This is a genomic window from Mesorhizobium sp. RSR380A, assembly GCF_054719385.1.
In genome coordinates this window covers 4,669,854-4,693,205 of the sequence record NZ_JBTTIB010000001.1, presented here as the reverse complement: position 1 = coordinate 4,693,205, position 23,352 = coordinate 4,669,854, and the positions used below count along the sequence as shown (strand labels likewise).

22 protein-coding genes and 2 pseudogenes are annotated in these 23,352 nt (G+C 63.8%); 9 read left to right on the top strand and 15 right to left on the bottom strand.

The genetic code is table 11. The features are described 5' to 3' along the window. Positions 1-51: 51 nt before the first annotated feature. The gene (locus ACYG9Z_RS22540) at positions 52-960 is read left to right on the top strand and encodes a DMT family transporter (protein WP_023727358.1); all 909 of its coding nucleotides are present in this window, start codon (positions 52-54) and stop codon (positions 958-960) included. A 135-nt stretch (positions 961-1,095) separates the two neighbouring features. On the opposite strand, the gene ACYG9Z_RS22535 is transcribed toward ACYG9Z_RS22540, so the two are convergent. Further along, entirely contained in the window at positions 1,096-1,959 is an 864-nt protein-coding gene (locus ACYG9Z_RS22535; protein WP_023727359.1) for a LysR substrate-binding domain-containing protein, read from the bottom strand. A gap of 112 nt (positions 1,960-2,071) precedes the next feature. On the opposite strand from ACYG9Z_RS22535, the gene ACYG9Z_RS22530 reads away from it, so the two are divergent. After that, the gene (locus ACYG9Z_RS22530; RefSeq protein WP_023693979.1) at positions 2,072-2,482 is read left to right on the top strand and encodes a tautomerase family protein; all 411 of its coding nucleotides are present in this window, start codon (positions 2,072-2,074) and stop codon (positions 2,480-2,482) included. A 3-nt stretch (positions 2,483-2,485) separates the two neighbouring features. Here the strand turns inward: ACYG9Z_RS22530 and ACYG9Z_RS22525 are convergent, their stop codons facing one another. Both ACYG9Z_RS22525 and parS read right to left on the bottom strand, forming a co-directional pair. Beyond that, positions 2,486-2,992: an RES family NAD+ phosphorylase gene (locus tag ACYG9Z_RS22525; protein ID WP_023685674.1), complete on the bottom strand. Its 507-nt coding sequence runs from the start codon at positions 2,990-2,992 to the stop codon at positions 2,486-2,488. Next, a complete protein-coding gene (parS, locus tag ACYG9Z_RS22520) occupies positions 2,989-3,477 on the bottom strand; it encodes a type II RES/Xre toxin-antitoxin system antitoxin (RefSeq protein ID WP_023752518.1) in 489 nt (162 codons plus the stop codon). The genes ACYG9Z_RS22525 and parS overlap by 4 nt, the downstream gene beginning before the upstream one ends. A 199-nt stretch (positions 3,478-3,676) precedes the next feature. On the opposite strand from parS, the gene ACYG9Z_RS22515 reads away from it, so the two are divergent. After that, the gene (locus tag ACYG9Z_RS22515) at positions 3,677-5,899 is read left to right on the top strand and encodes an AMP-binding protein (protein ID WP_023752517.1); all 2,223 of its coding nucleotides are present in this window, start codon (positions 3,677-3,679) and stop codon (positions 5,897-5,899) included. A 160-nt stretch (positions 5,900-6,059) separates the two neighbouring features. On the opposite strand, the gene pssA is transcribed toward ACYG9Z_RS22515, so the two are convergent. Beyond that, the gene (gene pssA, locus ACYG9Z_RS22510) at positions 6,060-6,875 is read right to left on the bottom strand and encodes a CDP-diacylglycerol--serine O-phosphatidyltransferase (protein ID WP_023672701.1); all 816 of its coding nucleotides are present in this window, start codon (positions 6,873-6,875) and stop codon (positions 6,060-6,062) included. Between the two features lie 3 nt (positions 6,876-6,878). Then, entirely contained in the window at positions 6,879-7,661 is a 783-nt protein-coding gene (locus ACYG9Z_RS22505; protein ID WP_280790543.1) for a phosphatidylserine decarboxylase, read from the bottom strand. Positions 7,662-7,842: 181 nt separating this feature from the next. Between ACYG9Z_RS22505 and ACYG9Z_RS22500 the strand changes: the two genes are divergently transcribed. Continuing rightward, positions 7,843-8,520, top strand: coding sequence for a lysozyme inhibitor LprI family protein (locus ACYG9Z_RS22500; RefSeq protein ID WP_352518928.1), 678 nt, complete (start codon positions 7,843-7,845; stop codon positions 8,518-8,520). 97 nt (positions 8,521-8,617) lie between these two features. Then, positions 8,618-9,489: pseudogene (locus ACYG9Z_RS22495) on the top strand (SMP-30/gluconolactonase/LRE family protein). Here the strand turns inward: ACYG9Z_RS22495 and ACYG9Z_RS22490 are convergent. The 4 genes from ACYG9Z_RS22490 to ACYG9Z_RS22475 form a co-directional block, all read right to left on the bottom strand. Next, on the bottom strand, positions 9,468-9,815 hold the full coding sequence (locus ACYG9Z_RS22490) for an antibiotic biosynthesis monooxygenase family protein (RefSeq protein WP_023752515.1): 348 nt from the start codon (positions 9,813-9,815) through the stop codon (positions 9,468-9,470). The pseudogene ACYG9Z_RS22495 and the gene ACYG9Z_RS22490 sit on opposite strands and share 22 nt — an antisense overlap. Before the next feature lie 262 nt (positions 9,816-10,077). Then, on the bottom strand, positions 10,078-11,958 hold the full coding sequence (locus tag ACYG9Z_RS22485) for an ABCB family ABC transporter ATP-binding protein/permease (RefSeq protein WP_023752514.1): 1,881 nt from the start codon (positions 11,956-11,958) through the stop codon (positions 10,078-10,080). A gap of 24 nt (positions 11,959-11,982) precedes the next feature. Then, positions 11,983-12,318, bottom strand: coding sequence for an ArsR/SmtB family transcription factor (locus ACYG9Z_RS22480; RefSeq protein WP_023685665.1), 336 nt, complete (start codon positions 12,316-12,318; stop codon positions 11,983-11,985). A gap of 229 nt (positions 12,319-12,547) precedes the next feature. After that, positions 12,548-14,254: a LysM peptidoglycan-binding domain-containing protein gene (locus ACYG9Z_RS22475; protein ID WP_460222849.1), complete on the bottom strand. Its 1,707-nt coding sequence runs from the start codon at positions 14,252-14,254 to the stop codon at positions 12,548-12,550. A 125-nt stretch (positions 14,255-14,379) separates the two neighbouring features. Between ACYG9Z_RS22475 and ACYG9Z_RS22470 the strand changes: the two genes are divergently transcribed. From ACYG9Z_RS22470 to ACYG9Z_RS22455, 4 genes are all read left to right on the top strand, one after another. Continuing rightward, positions 14,380-14,991, top strand: a complete 612-nt coding sequence (locus ACYG9Z_RS22470) for an LOG family protein (RefSeq protein WP_023673582.1) — start codon at positions 14,380-14,382, stop codon at positions 14,989-14,991. Beyond that, entirely contained in the window at positions 14,978-15,253 is a 276-nt protein-coding gene (locus ACYG9Z_RS22465; protein ID WP_156033733.1) for a hypothetical protein, read from the top strand. Before ACYG9Z_RS22470 ends, ACYG9Z_RS22465 begins: the two co-directional genes overlap by 14 nt. Before the next feature lie 121 nt (positions 15,254-15,374). Then, a complete protein-coding gene (locus ACYG9Z_RS22460; RefSeq protein ID WP_023753101.1) occupies positions 15,375-16,616 on the top strand; it encodes a sulfotransferase family protein in 1,242 nt (413 codons plus the stop codon). Positions 16,617-16,774: 158 nt separating this feature from the next. Continuing rightward, entirely contained in the window at positions 16,775-17,767 is a 993-nt protein-coding gene (locus tag ACYG9Z_RS22455) for a transporter (protein WP_023684466.1), read from the top strand. Between the two features lie 66 nt (positions 17,768-17,833). On the opposite strand, the gene ACYG9Z_RS22450 is transcribed toward ACYG9Z_RS22455, so the two are convergent. From ACYG9Z_RS22450 to ACYG9Z_RS22425, 6 genes and pseudogenes are all read right to left on the bottom strand, one after another. Continuing rightward, positions 17,834-18,520, bottom strand: a complete 687-nt coding sequence (locus ACYG9Z_RS22450) for a glutathione S-transferase family protein (protein ID WP_023673578.1) — start codon at positions 18,518-18,520, stop codon at positions 17,834-17,836. A gap of 11 nt (positions 18,521-18,531) precedes the next feature. Then, positions 18,532-19,461, bottom strand: coding sequence for an EamA family transporter RarD (rarD, locus tag ACYG9Z_RS22445; RefSeq protein WP_023673577.1), 930 nt, complete (start codon positions 19,459-19,461; stop codon positions 18,532-18,534). 139 nt (positions 19,462-19,600) lie between these two features. Next, entirely contained in the window at positions 19,601-21,217 is a 1,617-nt protein-coding gene (cimA, locus tag ACYG9Z_RS22440) for a citramalate synthase (RefSeq protein WP_023753100.1), read from the bottom strand. Between the two features lie 187 nt (positions 21,218-21,404). Next, on the bottom strand, positions 21,405-22,361 hold the full coding sequence (pip, locus tag ACYG9Z_RS22435) for a prolyl aminopeptidase (RefSeq protein ID WP_031244271.1): 957 nt from the start codon (positions 22,359-22,361) through the stop codon (positions 21,405-21,407). A gap of 174 nt (positions 22,362-22,535) precedes the next feature. Further along, positions 22,536-22,847, bottom strand: a pseudogene (locus ACYG9Z_RS22430) (GFA family protein); the annotation flags it as partial. Then, positions 22,844-23,335: a GFA family protein gene (locus ACYG9Z_RS22425; RefSeq protein ID WP_023684471.1), complete on the bottom strand. Its 492-nt coding sequence runs from the start codon at positions 23,333-23,335 to the stop codon at positions 22,844-22,846. The pseudogene ACYG9Z_RS22430 and the gene ACYG9Z_RS22425, both read right to left, overlap by 4 nt. Positions 23,336-23,352: the final 17 nt, after the last annotated feature.

Below are 23,352 nucleotides of genomic sequence, written 5' to 3'. Positions count from 1 at the left end.
GTACCCCGTGCTGACAGCATGGTGGCAGGAGAAGACGGATAGGCTGCTGAGATGACGGAAGCGCTCGACGGCCCAGGCACCACAGATACCGCTGCCGATCGTACGCTCGGCATCATGCTGGTGGCGGCCTCGGCGGCTTTCTTCGCCCTGACCGGCGTGCTGACCAAATCGATCCACGCCGACCCGCTGACCATCACTTGCTGGCGCGGCTTTGTCGGCGCGATCCTGATCACCTTCTATGTGCTGTGGCGCCGGCGCCGCTCCGGCGGGCGGGAAAGCTTGCGGCTTGGCTGGCGCGGCTGGTTGCTGGCCCTCGAGGGCGCCGCGGCCAGCATCGCCTTCATCTCGGCGTTCAAATTCACCTATGTCGCCAATGTCGCGGTCATCTACGCCACCGCGCCCTTCATCACCGCGCTGCTCGCCTTCGTGCTGGTGCGCGAGCCGTTCCGGGCGCAGACGCTTGCCGCCGCCGCCGTTTCGCTGTGCGGCGTGGCGATGATGGTCGGCTCCGGCTTCGGCAGCGGTCATCTGTTTGGCGATGGGCTCGCGCTGCTGATGACCGCCGGCAGCGCGCTCTACATGATCATGGTGCGCGCCTTCCGCGACACGCCGGTGGTGTGGGCGGGCGCAGTCTCGGCGCTTCTGCTGTTCGTGCTCGGCTGGTTCGTCACCGACCCCCTGGCGATTTCTGCTCGCGACGCCGTGCTGCTCGTCGCCTTCGGAGGATCGTTTGCGGCGGCGTCGATCCTGTGGACGGAAGGCTCGCGGCTGATCCCTGCGCCCGAGTCCGGCCTTCTCGGTGCCGCCGAAGTGCCGTTTGCGATCCTGTTCGCCTTCCTGTTCCTCGGCGAGATCGCGCCGGCCGCCAGCCTGATCGGCGGCGCCATAGTACTGTGCGCGGTTTTCGCCCATGCGGGGCGCGACTGGCTGGCCGCGAGAAAAAGTGCGGCAACCCAATAATTATTTTCCAAGTCATGGAACCATCATGCGGATCAGGCAGTTTTATGGTGCGACGGGTCACCCCCCAAGTCCCCCCAAACCCCTCGACCCGTCCTCCTCAAAGCCGACCGTAAAGGTCGGCTTTTTCTTTGGACATCAGCCGGCAAAGCCGGGCAAGGCGAGGTTGTCGCTGAGCAGGATGGCAAGATCGCGCGCCGGCCGCTCGGCGCCCTGGCCGAGTTTTATCGCGAATTGCGCTGTCGGCACCGGCGGCAGGGCGAATTCGCGCGGTGCTTCGGCAATGCCTGAATGGGCAAAGCGGGCGGTGCGCAAGGTCAGCGCGATGCCGGCATTGACCGCCGTGCGCAAGCCGGCAAGGCTGGCGCTGCCGGCGGCAATGCGGTAGCGGCGGCCGGCAGCATCGAGGGCCGCGAGTGCTGCTTCGCGAAAGCCGCAATAGGGGTCGAGCAGCGCCAGCGGCAATTCCTCTTCCCGCACGGCAAGCCCTTTTTGCGAGCACAGCCACAGCATCGGCTCACTGAACAGCCCGACTTCGTCATTGGCCGGCGTCTTGCGCATGACAATGGCCAGATCGAGCTGCCCGGCCTGCAGCGCCTCGCCAAGCTCGGCCGAACGGCCAACGCGGAGTTCGACCCTGACGCGCGGATGGCTGGTCGCGAAGGCGCGCAGCAGCTCCGGCAGGCCGCTATCGGCGAAATCCTGTGTCGTGCCGATGGCGACGCGACCAGCGGCACGCGCGCCCTTGAGCGCCAGCCAGGCCTCGCTGTGCACGGCAAGAATGCGGCGGGCATGACCGACAAGATCCTCGCCGGCCGGCGTCAGCCCGCGCCCGCGCCCCTGCGCCACCAGCAGCGGTTCGCCGACGATCTCCTCCAGACGCTGCATCTGCGCGGTCACCGCCGAGGGCGAGCGGCCGACAGCAGACGCAGCCTGAGCCAGCGAGCCGCCATCGACAAAGGCAAGGAAGGTTTTGAGCAGATCGGGATCGAGCGCCTGCATAATTCGATAATACAGAACCTTTTGTTCTAAACAATTCGATTTTTTTGATTCCAAGATGATGGCATTGTCTCTCCAACGGCAAACAGACGCCGCTCAAACGAGGGAGAGAAAAATGCCCATCATCAACATCAGCGTCACCGGTAAGCCCGACGCCAAGCTGTCCGCCACAATCGCCAAGGAAATCACCGGCCTGACCGCAACCCATCTGCGCAAGGACCCGACGATCACCGCCGTCGCTGTCACCTATATCGACCCGCAGCACTGGTTCGCCGGCGGCAAATCGCTGGCGGAGCATGGCGCCAACACCTTCTGGCTCGACATCAAGGTGGTCGACGGCACCAACACCAAGCTGGAACTGGAGGCTTATCTGAAGGCGATCTTTGAGGCCTTTGGTAAGTTGCTGGGTGGTGTGCACGAGGAAAGCTATGCCTTCGTGCATGAAGTCCCGGCCGCTGCTTACGGTTATGGCGGCAAGTCGCAGGAGTTCCGGTTCATCAGTGGGCGGCTGAAGGCCACGGCCTGATTGCTACCCAGCGGGAGGATGAAGCCTTGTATCAAGCACGAAATCCTCCCGGAGATGCAAGCTATAAAGGCCTGCCGCCCGGTTGGGATCGAACACCAGGTTCCAGCTGTGCTGGGATACCGCGCTGGGGATCAGAAAGAACGGATGCTTTGCCAGCAGACCATCGCCGAACTGCTGCTGTCCCGCGCCCGGGATGCCGGGACGCAGCCAGTTCGCGTTCGGAATATCGTCGGTTTGGACCACATAAATCTCTGATGGATCGACGATGTCGAATGCCGTCAGCACGTGAGGGACAGTATCCAGCGTGCGAAACCCCTTGTGGACCGCCACCTCCAAGATGGCGGTCGATGGGTCGATGGACGCATATACGGCTCTGATCCCTTTGCTGTTCCACCTTCCCCCAAGCTTGAAGGCTCCTTCGCCACTGTCCCAGCTCGCCTTGAAGCGTCTGTGATCAAGCCTCCAGCCCAACAACTGCCCTGTTCCGAGGGAGCCCGGCAAAGGCGTCACGCGTAGATACCATAGTCGAGCCGCTCAAGAAACTCCTGCACAAGCGCAGTGCCCGCCGCCGTGGCCAGCAGATCGATCGGCCGGCGATTGTCCAAACCCATGGCAGACTCGATCATCCATTTTTCCGCGTCTTCCTGAGTCCCGAGCACGGACGTGGCCTTTGTCAGGAGCTTGGCGAAGTTCCAGGTTCTGGAACCTTGCTCCCGACTGAGGGTCTTGGAGTGATCCGATTTGTGCCGCTGAAATGTCCGCTCGCTCATGCCGAATGCGGTCTCAAACGCATCGGCGGGATCAATGACCATCAGATGCCTGACGAGGCTTTCGAGCGCCTGGCCCGGAATTCCATGCAGGATCATTTCATGTGCCTCAAGAGGACTGGCTACCGAGAATCCAAGAACCTTCCGTCCACCAAACAGGTCGACCATCCGTTCGAACTCCGGCTCCATATGCGGTGCCTCGGCAAAACCCACCGGGGAACTGGCCATATTACCTCTCCGTCACGTGTCGCTTTATTTACGACACGTGTCGCAATATTTCAAGGTCTGCGTTTGGATCATTGCCTGGTGAGGTCAGGTGGAACACCGCTCCCTCGCACCCGCGCATTGACCTTGCCCCCCATTGCGCTACCCTCTGCTCTCCAAGCGGACGAAGAGCCGCATACCGGACCGTTGGGAGAGACGCGGCATGATCCTGGCACTGGCGCTGCTTGCAGGCCTCGTTCTGGCCTGGCTGCTGATTGGCGCGATCGAGACCTTTCGTCTCGACCTGCGCTTTACCCAGGCGCTGCTCTATGTGCCGTTCAAGCTTGCCTACCGGATCGAGGACCGGCGCATCCGCATTGCCCGCAACGCGCCGACGCCAGTGATATATGTGGTCTCGCACCAGTCGCGCTTCGAGCCGGCGATGATGCTGTCGCTGCTGCCCGACGACACGCTGCACATTCTCGACGAGGCCTCGGCGCGCTCGCCCTGGCTGGAGCCATGGCGCGAGCTTGGCCGCACCATCGCCTTCAACGCCGAGCATCTCTTCGTCAGCCGGCGGCTGGTCAGGGTGCTGAAGGGTAAAGGCCGGCTTGCCGTCTATCTGCCCGATGACGTCGAGCCCGATGTGAAGGCGTTTCGCCTGTTCCGCGCCGTCACCCGCATCGCCATGCAGGCTGACGCCCGCATCGTGCCGATCTTCGTCGCCGGCGCGCGCGACCTGCCGGTTTCTCTGACGCCAAAGGATCGGGCGCCCCGCCACTGGTTCCCAAAACTGTCGATCAGCGTGCTGGAGCCGATGACGATTGCCGAACTGGTGGCGCGCAATCCCGACCAAGCTTCCAACACCAATGCGCTGTTCGACCGCATCGCCGAGGCCAGGCTTTACGGCAGCAACCTCGATCGCGGCCTGTTCCTGGCCATGCGCGGTGCAGCCGATCGCACCGGCGCCTCGCATCCGATCATCGAGGACGTGATCAGCGGCTCGCTCAGCTACCGAAAAATGTTCATCGGCGCGCGCGTTCTCGGCCGCCGTTTCGAGGCTATAACGTCACCCGGCGAAGCGGTCGGGGTGTTGCTGCCCAACGCCAATGGCGTGGTGCTGTCCTTCGTCGGCCTGCTCTCGGCAGCCCGTGTGGCGGCGATGATCAACTATACCGCGGGGCCGGCCAGCGTCACCGCCGCGGTGCGCACCGCAGTCATCCGAACGGTGGTTTCCTCGCGCGCGTTCGTCGAGAAGGCGGCGCTTGCCGACATCATCGCCGCGATCGAGGCCGGCGGCGCCAAGATGCTGTGGCTCGAGGATGTGCGCGCAAGCGTCACGACCCTGGAAAAGCTCGCAGCAGCGGTGCTCTGGCGGTTCCCGCTGCAGCGGCAGGATGCGGCCAACCCCGCCGCAATCCTGTTCACCTCAGGCTCGGAAGGCACGCCCAAGGCCGTGGTGCTGTCGCACCGCAATCTCCACGCCAACGCCATGCAGGCCGAGGCGCGCATTACCATTTCGCCGTCGGACATCCTGCTCAACGTGCTGCCGGTTTTTCACTCTTTCGGCCTGACCGGCGGTACCATCCTGCCGCTGGTGACCGGGGTGAAACTGTTCCTCTACCCGTCACCGCTGCACTACAAGATCATCCCGGAGATCGCCCGCAAGGTGAAGCCTACCATCATGTTCGGCACCGACACTTTCCTCGCCAACTATGCCCGCACCGCCAAGGATGGCGATTTCTCCAGCCTGCGCTTCGTCGTCGCCGGCGCGGAAGCGGTGAAGCCGGAGACGCGGCGCGTCTACCGCGAGCGCTTCGATGCCTCGATCATCGAGGGGTTCGGGCTGACGGAGGCCGCTCCCGTCGTCGCCGTCAACACCGCCATCCATGGTCGCGACGGCACGGTCGGACGGCTGTTGCCGGCGATGCGCATGAAGCTCGAACCGGTCGAGGGTATCGAGGGTGCCGGCCGCCTGTGGCTCGACGGGCCGAATTTGATGATGGGCTACATGACCGCTGACCGGCCCGGCGAATTGCAGCCGCTGGACGGCTGGCACGACACCGGCGACATCGTCTCGGTCGACCGCGAAGGCTTCATCACCATTCGCGGCCGGGCAAAACGCTTCGCCAAGATCGCTGGCGAGATGGTGTCGTTGGGCGCCGTCGAGATGCTGGTGCAGTCGCTGTGGCCGGAAGAGCGCCACGCCGCGGTGGCGGTGCCGGACAAGAGGCGCGGCGAGCGCATCGTGCTGGTCACCACCGCCGACGACGCCGATCCGGAAGAACTGCGCGCCTTCGGCAAGAAGGCAGGTGCGGCCGAACTGATGGTGCCCAACGACATAGTCAAGGTCGGGGAGATCCCGGTGCTGGGTTCCGGCAAGACGGATTATGTCTCGACGCGGAACCTGGCGATCGAGAAGCTGGGGCTGGGCCTGGCGGCTTAGCGTATCTCCCTCCTTGAGGGGGAGATGGCCGGCAGGCCAGAGGGGGTCGCCTCGCGTGAAGCGCCGACGTCCTCTTCGCTCAAACGAGGTCGCGTCCGGGGCGTACCGACCCCCTCTGTCGCCTTCGGCGACATCTCCCCCTCAAGGGGGGAGATAACAACTACCCAATATCCGACGGCGGCACTTTTTCGCCCTCGCGCTTGGCGCGCTTCGAATACGCCCGCACGCTGAAAGGCAGGAAGATGAGATAGCCTGCGACAGAGGCGGTCAGCGTGTACCAGGGATAGGTCATCAACAGCAGGACGTAGAGAACGACCGCCAGGATGATCGGCAGCACCTTGTCGCCCGGCACTTTCAGGCTTTTGCCGGAATAGACCGGCAGCCGGCTGACCAGCAGGAAAGCGACCAGCACAGTGAAGCCGGTGGCGACGAATGCCGTCAGGCGGTCCGGCTCGAGACCGAGCCGCAGGAAGGACAGATAGAGCGGCAGCATAACCAGCACGGCGCCGGCCGGTGCCGGCACGCCGACGAAGTATTCGCTCTGCCAGATCGGCCGGTCATGGTCTTCGTCGAGCACGTTGAAGCGCGCCAGCCGCAGGCCACAGGCGATGGTGAACAGAAGAGCTGCGATCCAGCCGAAGGAGCCGGCGCGGTCGAGCAGGAAGGCGTAGAGCACCAGTGCCGGCGCGACGCCGAAATTGACGATGTCGGCCAGCGAATCCATCTGCGCGCCGAATTTGGATGTCGCCTTCAACATGCGCGCCAGGCGCCCGTCTATGCCGTCCAGGAAGGCGGCGAGCAGCACCATCACCACGGCCGGCTCGAAACGGCCCTCGAAGCCGAAGCGGATGCCGGACAGGCCGGCGCAGATGGCAAGCACGGTGACCAGATTAGGCAGCACCATGCGCATCGGAATTTCGCGGATGCGCGGGCCGCCGCTGCCATGGGCCTCGAACTTTTTGAACGGCGCGCCCACCGCTTACGAAATCCTGACGAGCGGGGTTGCGGCGACGCCGCCGAATTCGGCGAGCACGGTTTCGCCGCCGACCGCCGTCTGGCCGACGGCGACGCGCGGCACCGCCGTCGACGGCAGGAAGACATCGACGCGCGAGCCGAAGCGGATCAGGCCAAAGCGTTCGCCGACGGCAATGGAGCCGCCGGTCTCGGCCCAGCAGACGATGCGGCGCGCCACCAGGCCGGCAATCTGCACGGCGACAACGATGCCGTTGGGACTGTCTATGACCAGCCCGTTGCGCTCGTTCTCCGAGCTTGCCTTGTCGAGTTCGGCATTCAGGAACTTGCCCGGCCGGTGCTCGATTTTGGTGATGCGGCCGCGCACCGGAGCGCGGTTCACATGGCAGGAAAAGACGTTCATGAACACCGAGATGCGGGTCATCTCGGTGTTGCCGAGGCCAAGCTCGCGCGGCGGCACGGCCGGGCCGACCGCCGAGATGACGCCGTCGGCGGGACTGACCACCAGCCTGTCATCGACCGGGGTGACACGCTCGGGGTCACGGAAGAAATAGACGCACCAGGCGGTCAGGATCAGGCCGATCCAGAACAGCACCGAGGAGAAATAGCCGAGGAACAGCGTGCCCGCACCAAAGGCGGCAATGAACGGATAGCCCTCGCGATGGATCGGAACGAAGGCATTCTTGATCGAATCGACGAGGCTCATCGGATGGGGCTCATGGGATGGGGGCGGTCCCTGTTTCAGGTCCGGCCTCAATACCGGAAAGGCTCCGCTGCCGCAACGCAACATTGGGCAAGGCTGCATCGTCCGCAGCCGGCAGGAACGGTGACGTGCTTGCCTGCCGCCGGCTTTGCCGCCAGAATTCGGGCCAACGCCGGCTGAACGCGCGGCGAAAAGGCCGACTGCCATGGCGCCAAATTCAGGCAAAACGTATCTTGTTGCCATACGATCGGCAGCCGTGGGTGCCGTTTTGACCGTACTTGTGGCAGCGAGCGACCACGCAGTTGCGCAAGGCAAGCCATCCTTCGACTGCGCCAAGGCCGCCAGCTTGGCGGAAAAGGCCATTTGCGCCGATCCGGTCCTGGCGCAAGCCGATGCCGACGTCGCGAAGAATTATACCGCGCTGCTGAAGAGGCTCGATGCTCATGCCGGGAAGGCGCTGCGGGACGACCAAAGCGATTTCATCGCCTATCGCGATCAGATCGCCGGTTTCAACGAAAGTTCGCCCAAGAACCAACAGACTTTCGATCTCGGCGAATTCCTGCGCGACCGCGCAACCTTCCTGTCCGGCATACGCAAGCCCCCCGATGCAGGTTTGATCGGCACATGGAGCAGCGTGCGCGGCAGCGTCGACATCAAGGCTGTTGGCGGAGGCAAGGTCGAAATCTCGGAAGATGTCGTTTCCAATCCAGTCTCGGGAAGTGGGTCATGCGAGATCGACGGCACGGTCGAGGAGCGCAATACGCTTCGACTTGAGGACACCGACGACAACGACAACCCAACCGGTTTTGTCTTTACCTTCCGACGCGACGGCGATGCGCTTGTCGTCGAGCAGAGCGGCGCCGGCAAGGATGGCAGATCGGAGCCCCTGTCATGCGGTGCCAACGGCCATGCCGATGGCACGTTCTTCCTGAGCGAAAAACAGTAAACCTGCTGTCGGCAAAACCACCCCTCACCAGTCCTTGGTGAGACGGCGATCATGGTTCCTTGCCATGATTGCGCACCCAACAAGGAGTTACCCCAAAATGCTGAACCAAACGCGTCTCGTTGCCGCCGGCCTCGCGTTCGGGGAGTCGCCGCGCTGGCATGACGGACGGCTGTGGCTCTGCAATTGGGGCACCGGCGAGATCGTCGCCGTCGATGCAGACGGCGACAGCGAGATCCTGCTCAAGATACCAGCCACCCTGCCCTATTCCATCGACTGGCTGCCGGACGGGCGGCTGCTGGTCATCTCGGGGCGTGAAGGGCTGCTGCTGCGGCAGGAGGCGGACGGAACGCTCGCCACCCATGCCGATTTGAGAGAACTGTCAAAGAGCCCGTGGAACGAGATCGTCGTCGACGGGCGCGGCAACATCTATGTCAATGGCGGCGGGTCGGCGCCTGCACCGGGCGAGCATTTCGGGCCCGGCACCATCGTGCTGATCACGCCGGACGGCTCGGTTCGACAAGTGGCCGAGAACATCGCTTTCGCCAACGGCATGGCGGTGACGCCGGACAACAGGACACTGATCGTGGCGGAGTCGCATGCCAACCGGCTGACCGCCTTGATATCGCGGAGGATGGCGGGCTTTCCAACCGCCGGGTCTGGGCCGATCTCGATGGCTTTCCCGACGGCATCTGCCTCGATGCCGAAGGGGCTGCCTGGTACGCGGATGTTCCCAACAAGCGCTGCGTGCGGGTGCGCGAAGGTGGCGAGGTGTTGCAGACAGTCGATGCCGATCGCGGCTGCTTTGCCTGCATGCTGGGCGGGCCGGATGGCACGACACTGTTCATCGTCGCCGCCGAATGGCGTGGTTTCGAGAACATGATCAGCGATGCCCGCACCGGCCAGGTGCTGAGCGTCGAGGCGCCAGCACCTGGCACGGGCTGGCCCGGCTATAGTTCAGGCAGACGCTGATAGTTGGCGATATCGGCCTTCACGCCCAGCCGGGCAATGGTCTCCTGCGGGTTGAAGCCCGCCCGCTCGTGGGCCGCCTTGACGATCGGCACGACATTGTCGACGGCCGCCTGGTTTTCCCATTCGACAATGGTGACGAGGTTGAATTCGCCCGGTCCCGAAAATTGCTCGAGCACGAAATCCTGGACGAAGCCCTGCTGCAGACGCAGCAATTCATGAGTCGCTCGAACTTTGCTGAGGATTTCTTCGCGGGCCTCGGCAGGAACGACAAATTTGTCGACCCTGAACACGGCTTCACTGGTAAGCTGTTGATTGAGTTGATCCATTTCAATTGTCTCCGTTCCTGAACGACTTGGGTTCTGTGGCTCAGGAACGGGTTTGCGGTCTCAACCAAGGTTGAGGTCAAGAGGGAAAATCGCGAGCGTTCTTCCTTCTCCCCTTGTGGGAGAAGGTGGATCGGCGCGACAGCGCCGAGACGGTTGAGGGGTGTTCCAGCGGAGTGAGGCGTTGGCGTTCCCTGGAACACCCCTCATCCGTCGCCTTCGGCGACACCTTCTCCCACAAGGGGAGAAGGGGAAGGCGTCGACGCTAGCTCACCTCCGAGGTCCTTCTGCGCACAACCACACCCAGCTCATCGCTCTCCCTGGCAATGCGCAGCCTCTCCTCGGCTTCCGTCGCTTCGCGCTGGCGGTCCCACATCGAGGCGTAGAGGCCGTGTTGGCGCATCAGCTCGGCATGGGTGCCGCGTTCGGCGATCTCGCCGTCCTTGAGTACGATGATCTCGTCGGCCGTGATCACCGTCGATAGGCGATGGGCAATGACGATGGTGGTGCGGCCCTTGCTGACCAGGTCGAGGGCAGCCTGGATCTCCTGTTCGGTGTGGCTGTCCAGCGCCGAGGTCGCCTCGTCGAGCATCAGGATCGGCGGCGCCTTCAGGATGGTGCGGGCGATCGCGACGCGCTGCTTTTCGCCGCCCGACAGTTTTAGCCCGCGCTCACCAACCATCGAGCGGTAGCCTTCGGGCAGTCGTTCGATGAACGGGCCGATCTGGGCAAGCTCGGCGGCTTTCTGCATGTCTTCCTCGCTGGCGCCGATGCGGCCGTAACGGATGTTGTAGGCGATGGTGTCGTTGAACAGCACGGTGTCCTGCGGCACCATGCCGATGGCGCCGCGCAGGCTCGCCTGCGTCACATCACGGACATCCTGGCCGTCGATCAGCACCTGACCGCCCTGGACGTCGTAGAAGCGGAACAAGAGCCGCGAAATCGTCGACTTGCCGGCGCCGGACGGACCGACAATGGCCACCGTCTTGCCGGCCGGAACCTCGAAGGAGACGCCCTTCAGAATCTTGCGGCTGGGGTCGTAGGCGAAGTGCACGTCGCGGAACTCGACCTTGCCGGCTGTAACGGCCAGTGGCTTGGCATCGGGCTTGTCGGTGATTTCCTGCGGCACATCGAGCAGGTCGAACATTTGCTCGATGTCGGTCAGCCCCTGGCGGATTTCGCGGTAGATGAAGCCGATGAAATTGAGCGGCACCGCAAGCTGCATCAGCATGGCGTTGATGAAGACGAAATCGCCGACCGTCTGCGTGCCGGCCTGCACCTCCAGCGCCGACATGCACATGACGATGACGGTGCCGAGACCGAAGATGATGCCCTGGCCGAAATTCAGCCAACCGAGCGAGGTCCATATTCTGGTCGCCGCCATTTCATAGCGCGCCATCGAACGGTCGAAGCGCTCAGCCTCCATACCCTCGTTGTTGAAGTATTTGACCGTCTCGTAGTTGAGCAGCGAGTCGATCGCCTTGGTGTTGGCGTCGGTGTCGCTATCGTTCATGTCGCGGCGGATCGAGATGCGCCAGTCGCTGGCGCGCACCGTGAACCAGACGTAGAGCCACACCGTGGCCGCCACCACGACCACATATTTCCAGCCATAAGTGTAGGCGAAGATACCGGTGGTCAGCGCGAATTCGAGGATGGTCGGCGCCGTGTTCAGCATGATGAAGCGCACGATCGTCTCGATGCCCTTGGTGCCGCGCTCGATGATGCGCGACAGGCCGCCGGTGCGGCGCTCGAGGTGAAAGCGCAGCGACAGCTGGTGCATGTGAACGAAGGTGCGGAACGCGAGCTGGCGCACCGCATATTGGCCAACGCGGGCAAACAGCGCATCGCGCAGCTGGTTGAAGCCGAGTTGCACCAGCCGCACGACATTGTAGGCGACGACCAGCATCACCGGCGCCAGCAGGAAGGATGGCAGCGGCGGCGGCGATTTGGCGTCACCGGCCAGAGAATCGGTCGCCCATTTGAAGAAGTACGGCCCGGCAACCAGTGTCAACTTGGCAACGACCAGAAGCAGCGTTGCCCAAGTGACGCGTGCCCTGAGATCGGCGCGGTCGGCCGGCCACATATAGGGCCACAGATTGCGCAAGGTGCTGAAGGTCGAGCTATCGGAAACGGTTTTTTCTGCCACTTGTCTTGCCTTTTGGGTGAGAAATCAGCGGCCGGAGCAGCAGGAATTGACGAGTGCGGTCAGCGATGCGGAAACGTCGGCGAGCGCGGCGCGGTCGAGTTGATAGCGCGAGCGCTGGCGGTCGGGCTCGAAGCGGACCAAGCCTGCTTCGACCAGGATTTTCAGATGCTGGGAGACCGTCGACTGCGCGAGGTCGAGATGGTCGACAACCTCACGGCAGCAGCAGGAGCGGCTGGCCGACAGATGTCTAAGGATCTCGATGCGCGCCGGGTGCGAGAGTGCGGCGAAGCTCGCGGCAACGGCGCGGCTTTGGGGCGGTGCGCAGTTTGCGTGGTCTGGTTCAGCGAGCGAGTCTGCCATCGTTCATCGGCGATAGACGATGAACGGGTGCGTGGCAAGCTATCCCGATGGGTAGAGCGACCTAATCTCCCCCCTCGAGGGGAGATGTCGCCGAAGGCGACAGAGGGGGTCGGTACGTCCTGACGCAACGTCGTTTGCAGCAAAGAGAAGGTCGGCGTTCTATGCGCGGCGACCCCCTCTGGCCTGCCGGCCATCTCCCCCTCAAGGGGGGAGATCAAGCGCTCGGCCGCTACTGCGTCTTCACCGGCGCCGTTGTCACCTGCTCGCCCATCGCCTTGAGGTCGGCGGCTTCGCCTTCCTTGGACTTTTCCGGAACCTTGAACACCTGCCCCGGCCAGATGCGGTCGGGATCGCTGATCTGGTCCTGGTTGGCGAGATAGATGGTCGAGAAGCGCACGCCGTGACCGTAGACGCGCCGTGAGATCCGCCACAGCGTGTCGTGCCTGCGGATGATCACCGCGCCGTCGGCATGTTCAAGCTTTGGCGCCACCGTCTCTGGCACATCGGGCGTTGCCGCCGCGACGACGGCTGGAACCTCAGCGGCAGGCGCTGCCGGTGCCGCAGGTGCCCCGGCAACCGCCGGGTCAGCCGGAGCCGGCGCTTCAGCCGCCGGTGCGGCTGGTGCGGATGCGGCAGCAGCTGGTGCGGGCTTCGCAGGGGCAGCCGCGATAGTGGCTGGCGCCGCAGGCTTCGGAGCGGCCGGTGCTTCGGCAGCAGCCGGTGCGGCCGGCTCAGCAGGCTTTGCTTCGGCGGGCTTGGTCTCGGTGGGCTTGGCCTCCGCGGGCGCCACGGCGGCGATCGCTTCGCCGGGTTCGCGCTCGAACGGCACGGCGGCGCGGGCCACGACCTTCACGCCGTCGGCGTCGAGACCGTCGACATGGATGGTGTAGCTGCCGACCGGGATGTCGCGCGTCGCCTCGACCAGGAAATGACCGTCGGGCGAGGTCACCGCATCACCAAGCAGGATATCGTTGGCATAGGCGCGCACCTTGCGGCCGGCGTCAGCCAGACCGGCGACGAAGATCTTGTTGCCGTCGATCTCGACCGCTTCGACGACGATCTTGGGTGCAGCCACGCCTGCCGCCGGCGGCGCTGCAGGTACTGCTGGCGCTGCAGGGGCAGTTGCGGCTTCCACAGCCGGAGCAGCAGGTGCTGTTTCAGCGGGAGCGGCAGGCGCTGCCGCGACCACGGCAGGCGCAGCCGTAGCAGGCGCCTCAGCGGCTGGGGCAGCGGCCTGATCGCCGGCGGCCGGTGCCGCGGGCTTGGTCTCAGGCGCCGGGACGCTAAGCAGCTCGGCCGGCTTGCCGGGTTCCTCGACCATCGCCAGCACCTGGCCGGCGGCGTCCTTGGGAACCGAAACGACGGCGGTCTGCACGGAAGGGGTAACCACATCGTCGGCCGTCGCGCGCAACGCAATCGTATAGTCGCCGGGCTTCAGCGGATCGTCGAGAACGATGACGAAGGCGCCGTCCGGACCGGCGACAGTCGAGCCAAGCACCGAGGAGCCGTTGAGGATCTCGATCTTCGAATTGGGCGCAGCATTGCCGGCAACGACGATCGAGCCGTTGCTTTCGACGCGGACGAGGTCGAAGCTCGGCGCAACCGGGCCGGCCGCGGCCGGTGCTGGGGTTGCTGGGGCAGCAACGGGCGCGGCAGGTGCCGCCGGAGCCGCAGCTTCGGTCGCGGGAGCCGTTGCGTCGGCAGGCGCGGGTGCTGCGGGAGCCTTGGCATCGGTGGGCGCGGCGGGCGCCGGCGGCAGCCTTCCCTCGGTCCCCGGATCGGCCGGCTTTTCAGCCGGCGGCGTCAGCGATGCAATCGCCGCAGGCGGCGTGGGATTCAGATACGGGTCGAGTGCGCCCGATACATAGGCGGTTCCGACGACCGCGACGGTCCCACCCGCCGCGAACAGAAACGCCTTCAATGGATTAACAGCCATATTTCCCCTACCCCTTAGCCACCTGAAGCCGGTCTAGCGTGTTTTGCCGGCACCGACAAGAAAAAGCCCGGGCTTGTCAGCCCTTGGGGCTTGACCCCGCATTCAGACCCAATCACCAATCACGAATGAACACGATTCGATCCGTCTGCGTCTATTGCGGCTCGTCTCCGGGCCGCGATGAAATCTATGCCAAGGCCGGGCACCTGCTTGGCCGCTCGCTCGCCAAAGCCGGCCTGCGGCTGGTCTATGGCGGCGGCACCAAAGGCATTATGGGCGCAGTCGCCGAAGGCGCGCTCAAGGCCGGCGGCAAGGTAACGGGCATCATTCCGCGCTTCCTCATCAACAAGGAGGCGACCGAAACCGCGCTTGACCGGCTCGACGAGTTGCTGATCACCGACAACATGCACGAGCGCAAGCACAAGATGTTCGAGAAATCCGACGCCTTTGTGGCGCTGCCCGGCGGCATCGGCACGGTCGAGGAAATCGTCGAGATCATGACCTGGGGCCAGCTCGGCCATCACCGCAAGCCGATCGTCTTCGCCAACGTTCAAGGATTCTGGGATCCGATGCTGGCGCTGCTCGACCATATGGCCAGCGAAGGCTTCATCCACACCGCGCAACGGGTCAAGCCGCTGGTGGTCGAAGACCCCGAGGCCATCGTCGCCGCCATCATGGTGGCGGGGTCGTCGGTCGATGCGCCGACGGAAGGCGTGCAGTCTGTAATTGACAAGATGTGAGGACGAAGCCGGCCTTGGCTCAGGCGGCCAGGAATTGAGCCCGGTTGGTGTCGTCGGCCTGGCGCACCAACTGCGCCGCGTCGTGCTGGCGCTCAAGGCTGCCGGCTACGAAACACTGGGCAACACCTGGATCGGCGACAGCAACAAGGCCAGCCTGGCCCAGAAGCAGAAGTCCAATGCGAAGCCACTGATCGACTGCATCTGCTTGGCAAGGATCTGTAGCGTTGGGGCAGCTGACTTCGATCTGTCCAGCTTTTCTTGAGCTCCGTCTTGTGCGCAATGTAAGCACGTTGGCGACGATTTCCATTTGCAGCCCGCTTCGCAGTTGGTTATCGGAGAACATTGGGCGGGAACGGAAATTTGGAGAGCGAGACAGAGGGGAGATGAATCCGCGCGAGCGATTGACGGCCGCGAAGGGCGAGATCGCGTCGGAACCAAGGACGGCGATCCTGGCCCTCGGAATGCACCGCAGCGGCACCTCGGCGCTCGGCGCCCTCGTCGCCGCGCATGGAGCCACGCCGCCGAAACATCTGCTGCCCGGGAGCCTCCACAATCCCAAGGGACATTGGGAAAGTACCCCACTCACCATCGCCGACGACCACCTGCTCACGGCGGCCGCCTCCTCCTGGCAAGATTGGCTGCCGCTAGATCGGCAGTGGCTGCAGTCGCCGGCAGCCGAGCGATTTCGGCCCATGATGACGGCGATCATTGCCAGCGAGTTCGGCGATGCCCCCCTGTTTTTCGTCAAGGATCCGCGGATCTGCCGGTTCCTTCCCTTCATAGCCTCGATCCTGGCCGATCTCAGGATTGACCCGATCGCATTTCTGCCTGTTCGCAACCCGCTCGAAGTCGCCTGTTCGCTGCAGGAACGGGATCAAATGGCACTGCCGACAGCGTTCATGCTGTGGCTCAGGCACGTGCTCGAAGCGGAGCATCATTCGCGACACATGCCGCGCTGTATCCTGCGCCACGAAGACCTGTTGAGCGACTGGCGACATCAGATGGACCGCGCGGCCAGGGAGACCGGAATCGTCTGGCCTGTCACGTCCGATCACGCCGACGCCGCAATCGCCGAGTTCCTGGACAAGGATCTGCATCATCAGCGGGCCTCGGTCGCTGATCTGCAAAACCATCCGGATGCCACGCCGTTAGTCCGCAGTGCCTATGCCATTTTGCGCAGTATGGCGTCTGAAGGCGACAGCCAGGACTTGCGCGACCAGCTCGACAGGGTGCGGGCGACGTTCGATGAGAGCTGCGATGTGGTTGGCAAGGCCGTTGCCGCAGGGAACCTGGCCGCTAAACGGCTACACGGCGAACTGGGAAAGGGCATCGTCGAGCGTGACGCCCTCGCTGACGCCCAACAGGCCCTCATCCGAGACCGAGACAGCTTCATGGCGGAGCGTGACGCGCTCGCTCACGCCCAGCAGGACCTCATCCAAGCCCGAGACAGCTTCATGGCGGAGCGTGACGCGCTCGCCCTGGGCCAAGACGGCCTCGTAGCCGAGCGTAGCGCGCTGGCCAGGATCCGAGACGACCTGGTGGCGGAGCGCGATGCGGCGCTTGCGTCACGCAGATGGCGATTGACCGGACCGTTGCGATGGGTGAGCTCCATTCGTCGGCGATAGCAGCAAACACTCTAAACGCTGCTCGACAAACTGTGATCGCCTGTCAAGAAACCGTCACACGGAACCCGCCTCCCTCGTGTTACGAAGGACGGGTCGGCATCCGCGCGTCGGCATAGTCGAAATCTGAACCTGGTCGAAATTTCTTGGCGAGGCGAGCCGTGAACATTGCTCTCAACGCGGAAGGCCTGTCGCCTTACCTGCCCGACGAGCACGGGCTGTTCTTCATCTACCATTTCACCGCCGAGGGCCTGCGCACCAAGGACGCGGCCGAGGTTGCATGGACATGGCGCAGCTACCAGCTGTCCGACCTGCGCGCCCGTCATGAGATCGCCGCCGAGCAGGCTCTGCCCGGGCCGGTGCGCGAAGCTTTCCTCGGCGCCAGCCAGGGTTGCCACATCGATCTCGAGGATGCCTGGCTTTATGGCGACCTGCCGGATCTGCGCCACGACTATTCGGCGGAAGCGCGCGGGCTCGGCCATTTCCGTTTTGCGCTCAACGACAAGACGCTGATCGGCGCGCGCAAGCAGCCACTGGAATCGGTCGATCTCATCCGCAAGGCGGTGGAGAGCGGCTCGCGCAAATTCCGCTCCCCCGCCGACCTGGTCGAAGCGGTCATGGGCCAGTCGCTCGACGGCATGGCGGCCGAGCTCCACGGTCTTGGCGATACGCTGGACGGCATCGAGGACCGTATCGTGCGCGATGCCTGGCACGGCGAGCGGCAGTCGCTGGTCGAGGCGCGCCGTCAACTGGTGGTCATCCACCGGCAGATGGCGACGCTCACAAACCTTTTTCGCCATCTCGACCATTCGCATCGCAATGAGCTGCCCGATCGGATCAATGACATGGCGACAAGGCTCTCGCACCGGGCACACACGCTCTATCACGACGGCGAGCAGTTGCAGGCACGCGCAAGGTTGCTGCAGGACGAGTTGATGGCCAAGCTGACAATGCAGTCCAACCAGCTGCTCTATGTGCTGTCGGTGATGACGGCGGTGCTGTTGCCGATGACCATCATATCAGGCCTGTTCGGCATGAATGTCGGTGGCCTGCCCATGGTCAATACGCCGATGGGCTTCTGGGTGGTCTCGGCGGTTTCGATCGTGATCGCCGCGGCGACCTACATGTTCGTAAGGCGGCTCGGGCGGACGTAACGCCCCGATCCCTTTGTTTTCACGCAATTCCCAAGGGAACGCGACGCGCTTTTCCTGGAATGCCCATCACGCCGTTGCGCGAAGATCCTCGACGATGGTGCCGGCGGCAGCGACCTCCGCCTCATGGTCCGGCTCCCGCCAGGTCTCGGCGAGACCCGCCGCATACCATTCCTGCATGGCCGGCAGGCCAAGCAATTGCGGGGGATAGGCTGCAGCTGCCCCTTCGAAAGACAGCCCATAGGATAGCACACGGAACGCCACCGGAGCAAAGAAGGCGTCGACGGCGGTAAAATGGCCGCCGGCAAGGAACGGCCCGCCGAACAGGGCAAGGCCATCGTTCCAGAGATCGCCCAAACGGAACAGATCCTGCTTCAGCGCGTCCGACATCGGCAACGGTTTCACCCGCAAGCCGCAATTCATCGGGCATGCGCCGCGCAAGGCCGTGAAACCAGAATGCATTTCGGCGGCGGCCGAGCGCGCCCAGGCTCGCGCCTTGGCCTCGGCAGGCCACACACCATGGTGGCGCTCGGCGAGATACTCGGCAATAGCCAGCGAATCCCAGACAGCCCAGCCGTCATCCACCAGGCAAGGCACGCGCCCGCTGGGCGAGAACGCCCGGTAGAGATCGAAACTGGGCCCGGTCGGAAACGGCGTCAATTGCTCCTCGAACGGAATGTCGAGGGTGCGCATCAGCACCCATGGCCGCAGCGACCATGACGAATAGTTCTTGTTGGCGATATGCAGCACGTACATCGAAAGGCTCCCTACTTCGGGGCCAACGCCACCGGGCGGATTTCACGGCCACGAAACATCGACCAGGAATACATCGCCAATGCCGCCCAGATTAGCGCGAAGGCAATTGCTTGCGTGGTGCCGAACGGCTCGTCGAAAATCAGCACGGCTATCAGGAACACCATGGTCGGTGCGATGTACTGCATGATGCCGATGGTGGAGAGGCGCAGAAGCTTGGCGCCGAAGGCGAACAGAAGCAGCGGCACCGAGGTGACTGGGCCGCAGCCGATGAGCAAAGCCATATCGGTGCCGTTGCTGGAGATGAAATGGTCCTGGCCGTTGACGACCAGGAAGACGATGTAGGCAAGCGCCGGCACCGACAGCAAAAGCACTTCGAGCAGAAAGCCCTGGCTCGGGCCGATCGGCAGCGTCTTGCGGAAGAACCCATAGGCAGCGAAGGAAAACGCCAGCGCCAACGACACCCAAGGCAATTTGCCGGCATCGACGGTCAGAACGGCAACTGCGACCGCCGCCAGCAACACGGCCGCGATCTGCAGCCGGTCGAGCTTCTCGCCGAGCAACAACGCGCCGACGACGATGCTAACTAATGGGTTGATGTAGTATCCGAGCGCGGTCTCGACGGTGCGGTCGACCGAGATCGCCCAGACATAGATGGCCCAGTTGACGGAGATCAGGGTCGCCGTCAGCGCCGCCATGGCGATGCTGCGCGGCGAGCGGATCGCCGCCTTGAAATCGGCTGTGCGGCCGGCCCAGACCAGCACTGCAGCAGCAATCGGCACCGACCAGACGATGCGGTGGGCGATCACCTCGATCAGCGGCAGATGCGCAACCGCCTTCATGTAGAAGGGCAACAGGCCCCATAGCAGATAAGCGCCGAGCGCGAGGAGAAAGCCGCTGCGGGCTTTGGAGTCGGCGTCGGGCTGGATCGTGTCGCTGGCCATGGCAAACGCTATGGCCCAGTGGGCCATCCAAAACCATCGCAAAATTATGATGGATCAATGGACTTCCGCTGATGGCTCAAGGGGCGGCGCCAGTTCCTCGCCCCACTTCGGGGGGCGAGGAAACCCACGTCTTGCAACCCTACTCCGCCGCCACCAATCCCGCCATGTCGCGGTTCTTCATCAGCTTGTAGACGATCGAATCCATCAGCGCCTGGAAGGAGGCGTCGATTATGTTTTCCGACACGCCGACCGTCCACCAGCGTGCGCCGGTGCCGTCATGCGATTCGATCAGGACGCGAGTGATCGCCTCGGTGCCGCCATTGAGGATACGCACCTTGAAATCGGCGAGCTCCATGTCGGCGATCTCGCTCTGGAATTTGCCGAGGTCCTTGCGCAACGCGATGTCGAGCGCGTTGACCGGGCCGTGGCCTTCGGCCACCGACATCTTCTCCTCGCCCTCGACCATCACCTTGACGATGGCTTCGGAGACCGTCTTCAACTGGCCGTTGGCATCGAAGCGGCGCTCGACCATGCAGCGGAACGAAGTGACGTTGAAGAACTCCGGCAGGCCGTGCAGCATTTTGCGCGCCAACAGCTCGAAGGAGGCATCGGCGCCCTCATAGGCGTAGCCCTCGGCCTCGCGCTCCTTGACCACCGAGATCAGCGCATCGAGACGATGGTCGTCTCTGGGCACATCGATGCCGCGCCGCTTCAGCTCGGCGAGGAAATTGGCCTTGCCGCCCTGGTCCGAAACCATAACGCGGCGGCGGTTGCCTACCGCCTCGGGCGGCACATGTTCATAGGTCGCCGGCTCCTTGGCCAGTGCGGAGGCGTGGATGCCGGCCTTGGTGGCGAAGGCTGAGGCGCCGACATAGGGCGCCTGCGCTTCCGGAGCGCGGTTCAGCAATTCGTCAAAGGCGCGGGAAAGCCGTGAAATACCGGTCAACGCTTCAACCGAGATGCCAGTTTCGAAGCGATCGGCGAAAGCCGGCTTCAGCGCCAGCGTCGGCACGATCGAGACCAGATTGGCGTTGCCGCAGCGCTCGCCGATACCGTTCAGCGTGCCTTGGATCTGGCGCACGCCGGCCTCGACGGCGGCGAGCGAATTGGCCACCGCCTGGCCGGTGTCGTCATGGGCATGGATGCCGAGATGGCCGCCCGGAATGCCTGAAACAATGACCTTGTCGACGATGGCGCGCACTTCCGAGGGCTGCGTGCCGCCATTGGTGTCGCACAACACCACCCAGCGCGCGCCGGCATCATAGGCGGTCCTGGCGCAGGCCAGCGCATAGTCGGGATTGGCCTTGAAGCCGTCGAAGAAATGCTCGCAATCGACCATCGCTTCCTTGCCGGCGGCAACAGCTGCTTCGACCGACGCGTTGATCGAGTCGAGGTTTTCCTCATTGGTGCAGCCGAGCGCGACGCGGACATGATAGTCCCAGCTCTTGGCGACGAAGCAGATGGCGTCGGACTTGGACTGCACGAGCGCTGCCAGGCCCGGGTCGTTGGACGCCGACACGCCTGCCCGCTTGGTCATGCCGAAGGCGACGAACTTTGCCTTCGCCGTGCGCTTCTGCTGGAAGAAGCCGGTGTCGGTCGGATTGGCGCCGGGATAGCCGCCTTCGACATAGTCCATGCCGAACTCATCGAGCAGCTTGGCAATCGCGATCTTGTCCTCGACGGAAAAGTCGATGCCCGGCGTCTGCTGGCCATCGCGGAGGGTTGTGTCGAAGAGATAGAGGCGTTGTTTGGTCATTGTTCTGTTGGCGCGCGAGCACCCCCCTCTGGCCTGCCGGCCATCTCCCCCTCAAGGGGGAAGATCGGCAGCTTTAGCGTCGGATCGTTTCCTGCAGCGATGAAGATTTGCGAAAGCGCCGATGACAGCCAATCTCCCCCCTTGAGGGGGAGATGTCCGGCAGGACAGAGGGGGGTGCCACGCGCTGTCATTTCCCCGCAAACCCATCCGTCGCGCGTATCAGCCGATCCAGAATCCCCGGCTCCGAATAGGAATGGCCGGCGCCTTCGATGAGGTGGAAATCCGCCTTCGGCCAGGCCTTGTGCAGGGCCCAGGCATAGCGCGCCGGGCACGGCATGTCGTAGCGGCCGTGGACGATTGTGCCGGGAATATCCGCGAGCTTATGGGCATCGCGCAGAAGCTGCCCCTCCTCCAGCCAGCCGGCGTGGACGAAATAGTGGTTCTCGATGCGGGCAAAGGCGATGGCGAAGTGGTCCTCGCCGAACTTGTCGCTGGTCTCCGGCTCCGGTAGCAGCGTGATCGTCTCACCTTCCCACAGGCTCCAGGCAAGGGCGGCTTCCAGCTGCGCCTTGCCATCGGCGCCGACCAACCGCCTGCGGTAAGCGGCCATCATGTCGCCGCGCTCGGCTTCAGGAATTGGCGCCAGGAAACGCTCCCATTTGTCGGGGAACATCTCGGAGACGCCGAACTGATAGTACCATTCGAGTTCGGCGCGGGTCAGCGTGTAGATGCCGCGCACGACAAGCTCGCTGACGCGATTAGGATGCGTCTCGGCATAGGCCAGCGCCAGCGTCGAGCCCCACGAGCCGCCGAACACCAGCCATTTTTCGAAGCCGCACATCTCACGCAGCCGCTCGATGTCGGCAACCAGGTGCCAGGTGGTGTTGGCCTCGAGCGAGGCGTTGGGTGTCGATTTCCCGCAGCCGCGCTGGTCGAACAGGATGACGTCGTAAAGCTTCGAGTCGAACAATTGCCGATGTTTTGGCGAGAAGCCGCCGCCGGGACCGCCATGCAGGAAAACGGCCGGCTTGGCGCCCCTGGTTCCGGAGCGCTCCCAGTAGATATGATGGCCGTCGCCGACATCGAGCATGCCGGACTCGAACGCCTCGATCTCTGGATAAAGAGTACGAAGTTCACTGTTCATTTCATTGCTCATATCTTTCAGGCCGTGCGCGGGCCAGTCCGTGGTTTCGTGGTCGGGATGCTGGAAGGAGATGATCTGCTCCTGGCGGGAGTAGAAATCCGGATCCTGATGCACGGGCTGGTCAAAGATCGTTTCCACCCAAGGCAATCGGACCGCGTAGTTGACCTGGATCTGCGGCGCCAGATCGGAGCGGTCGTCGAAGGCGCCGATGGCGATCTCCAGTGCGCCAGGTTGGCGATAGGTCAGCGGTGTACCGCAGCGGGCACAGAAGCCGCGATCGATGTTGACCGACGACTGGAAGTAGGTCGGCTCCTCGCGCACCCATTCGACGCCATCCTTGGGCACTGTCACCAGGGCGCCGAAAAACGACCCGAACTGTTTCTGGCACATGCGGCAATGGCAGATGGACGCCCGGCCAAGCTTGCCCTTGATGCGGAAACGGACGGCGCCGCACTGGCAGCCGCCGGTTCGAACTTCATCGGTCATAACTTTTCCTCTGGCGGCCATTGTTCGGTGTCATGATCGGGATGCTGGTAGGAGACAAGCTCGGCAAGATAAGGCGCCGACGACATGTCGGCCATCGTGTCCTCGCCCGGCAATTGCGGAAGGGTGTCGACATAGGGAAGTTTTGCCTCCGTGCCCCACTGGATCAGCGGCACGATATCAGCCGGATTGTCGAAGGCGCCGATGGCGAGGCCGATGCCGTCGGGCGCGGTAAAGGTCAGCGGCGTGCCGCAATTGCCGCAAAAGCCACGATCGACGTGGCTGGACGAGGCGAAATATTTCGGTTCGCCGCGCGTCCAGTCGAGTTTGGCGCCACGCACCGAGACCAGGGGCGCGTAAAATGAGCCGAACGCCTTCTGGCACATGCGGCAATGGCAGATCGAGGCGTCACCTAGCGCACCCTCGACGCGAAAGCGCACCGCGCCGCACTGGCAGCCGCCGGTGTAGATCGGCCGGTTGTCGAGGCTCATGGCGTTTCACTCCGTTT

Excerpts from the sequence above, each read along its gene's own strand:
- ACYG9Z_RS22540 (WP_023727358.1), top strand. The coding sequence starts at position 52 with ATGACGGAAGCGCTCGACGGCCCAGGCACCACAGATACCGCTGCCGAT.
- ACYG9Z_RS22535 (WP_023727359.1), bottom strand. The coding sequence starts at position 1,959 with ATGCAGGCGCTCGATCCCGATCTGCTCAAAACCTTCCTTGCCTTTGTC.
- ACYG9Z_RS22530 (WP_023693979.1), top strand. The coding sequence starts at position 2,072 with ATGCCCATCATCAACATCAGCGTCACCGGTAAGCCCGACGCCAAGCTG.
- parS (WP_023752518.1), bottom strand. The coding sequence starts at position 3,477 with ATGGCCAGTTCCCCGGTGGGTTTTGCCGAGGCACCGCATATGGAGCCG.
- ACYG9Z_RS22515 (WP_023752517.1), top strand. The coding sequence starts at position 3,677 with ATGATCCTGGCACTGGCGCTGCTTGCAGGCCTCGTTCTGGCCTGGCTG.
- ACYG9Z_RS22505 (WP_280790543.1), bottom strand. The coding sequence starts at position 7,661 with ATGTTGCGTTGCGGCAGCGGAGCCTTTCCGGTATTGAGGCCGGACCTG.
- ACYG9Z_RS22490 (WP_023752515.1), bottom strand. The coding sequence starts at position 9,815 with ATGGATCAACTCAATCAACAGCTTACCAGTGAAGCCGTGTTCAGGGTC.
- ACYG9Z_RS22480 (WP_023685665.1), bottom strand. The coding sequence starts at position 12,318 with ATGGCAGACTCGCTCGCTGAACCAGACCACGCAAACTGCGCACCGCCC.
- ACYG9Z_RS22475 (WP_460222849.1), bottom strand. The coding sequence starts at position 14,254 with ATGGCTGTTAATCCATTGAAGGCGTTTCTGTTCGCGGCGGGTGGGACC.
- ACYG9Z_RS22470 (WP_023673582.1), top strand. The coding sequence starts at position 14,380 with ATGAACACGATTCGATCCGTCTGCGTCTATTGCGGCTCGTCTCCGGGC.
- ACYG9Z_RS22460 (WP_023753101.1), top strand. The coding sequence starts at position 15,375 with ATGAATCCGCGCGAGCGATTGACGGCCGCGAAGGGCGAGATCGCGTCG.
- ACYG9Z_RS22450 (WP_023673578.1), bottom strand. The coding sequence starts at position 18,520 with ATGTACGTGCTGCATATCGCCAACAAGAACTATTCGTCATGGTCGCTG.
- rarD (WP_023673577.1), bottom strand. The coding sequence starts at position 19,461 with ATGGCCAGCGACACGATCCAGCCCGACGCCGACTCCAAAGCCCGCAGC.
- cimA (WP_023753100.1), bottom strand. The coding sequence starts at position 21,217 with ATGACCAAACAACGCCTCTATCTCTTCGACACAACCCTCCGCGATGGC.
- pip (WP_031244271.1), bottom strand. The coding sequence starts at position 22,361 with ATGAACAGTGAACTTCGTACTCTTTATCCAGAGATCGAGGCGTTCGAG.
- ACYG9Z_RS22425 (WP_023684471.1), bottom strand. The coding sequence starts at position 23,335 with ATGAGCCTCGACAACCGGCCGATCTACACCGGCGGCTGCCAGTGCGGC.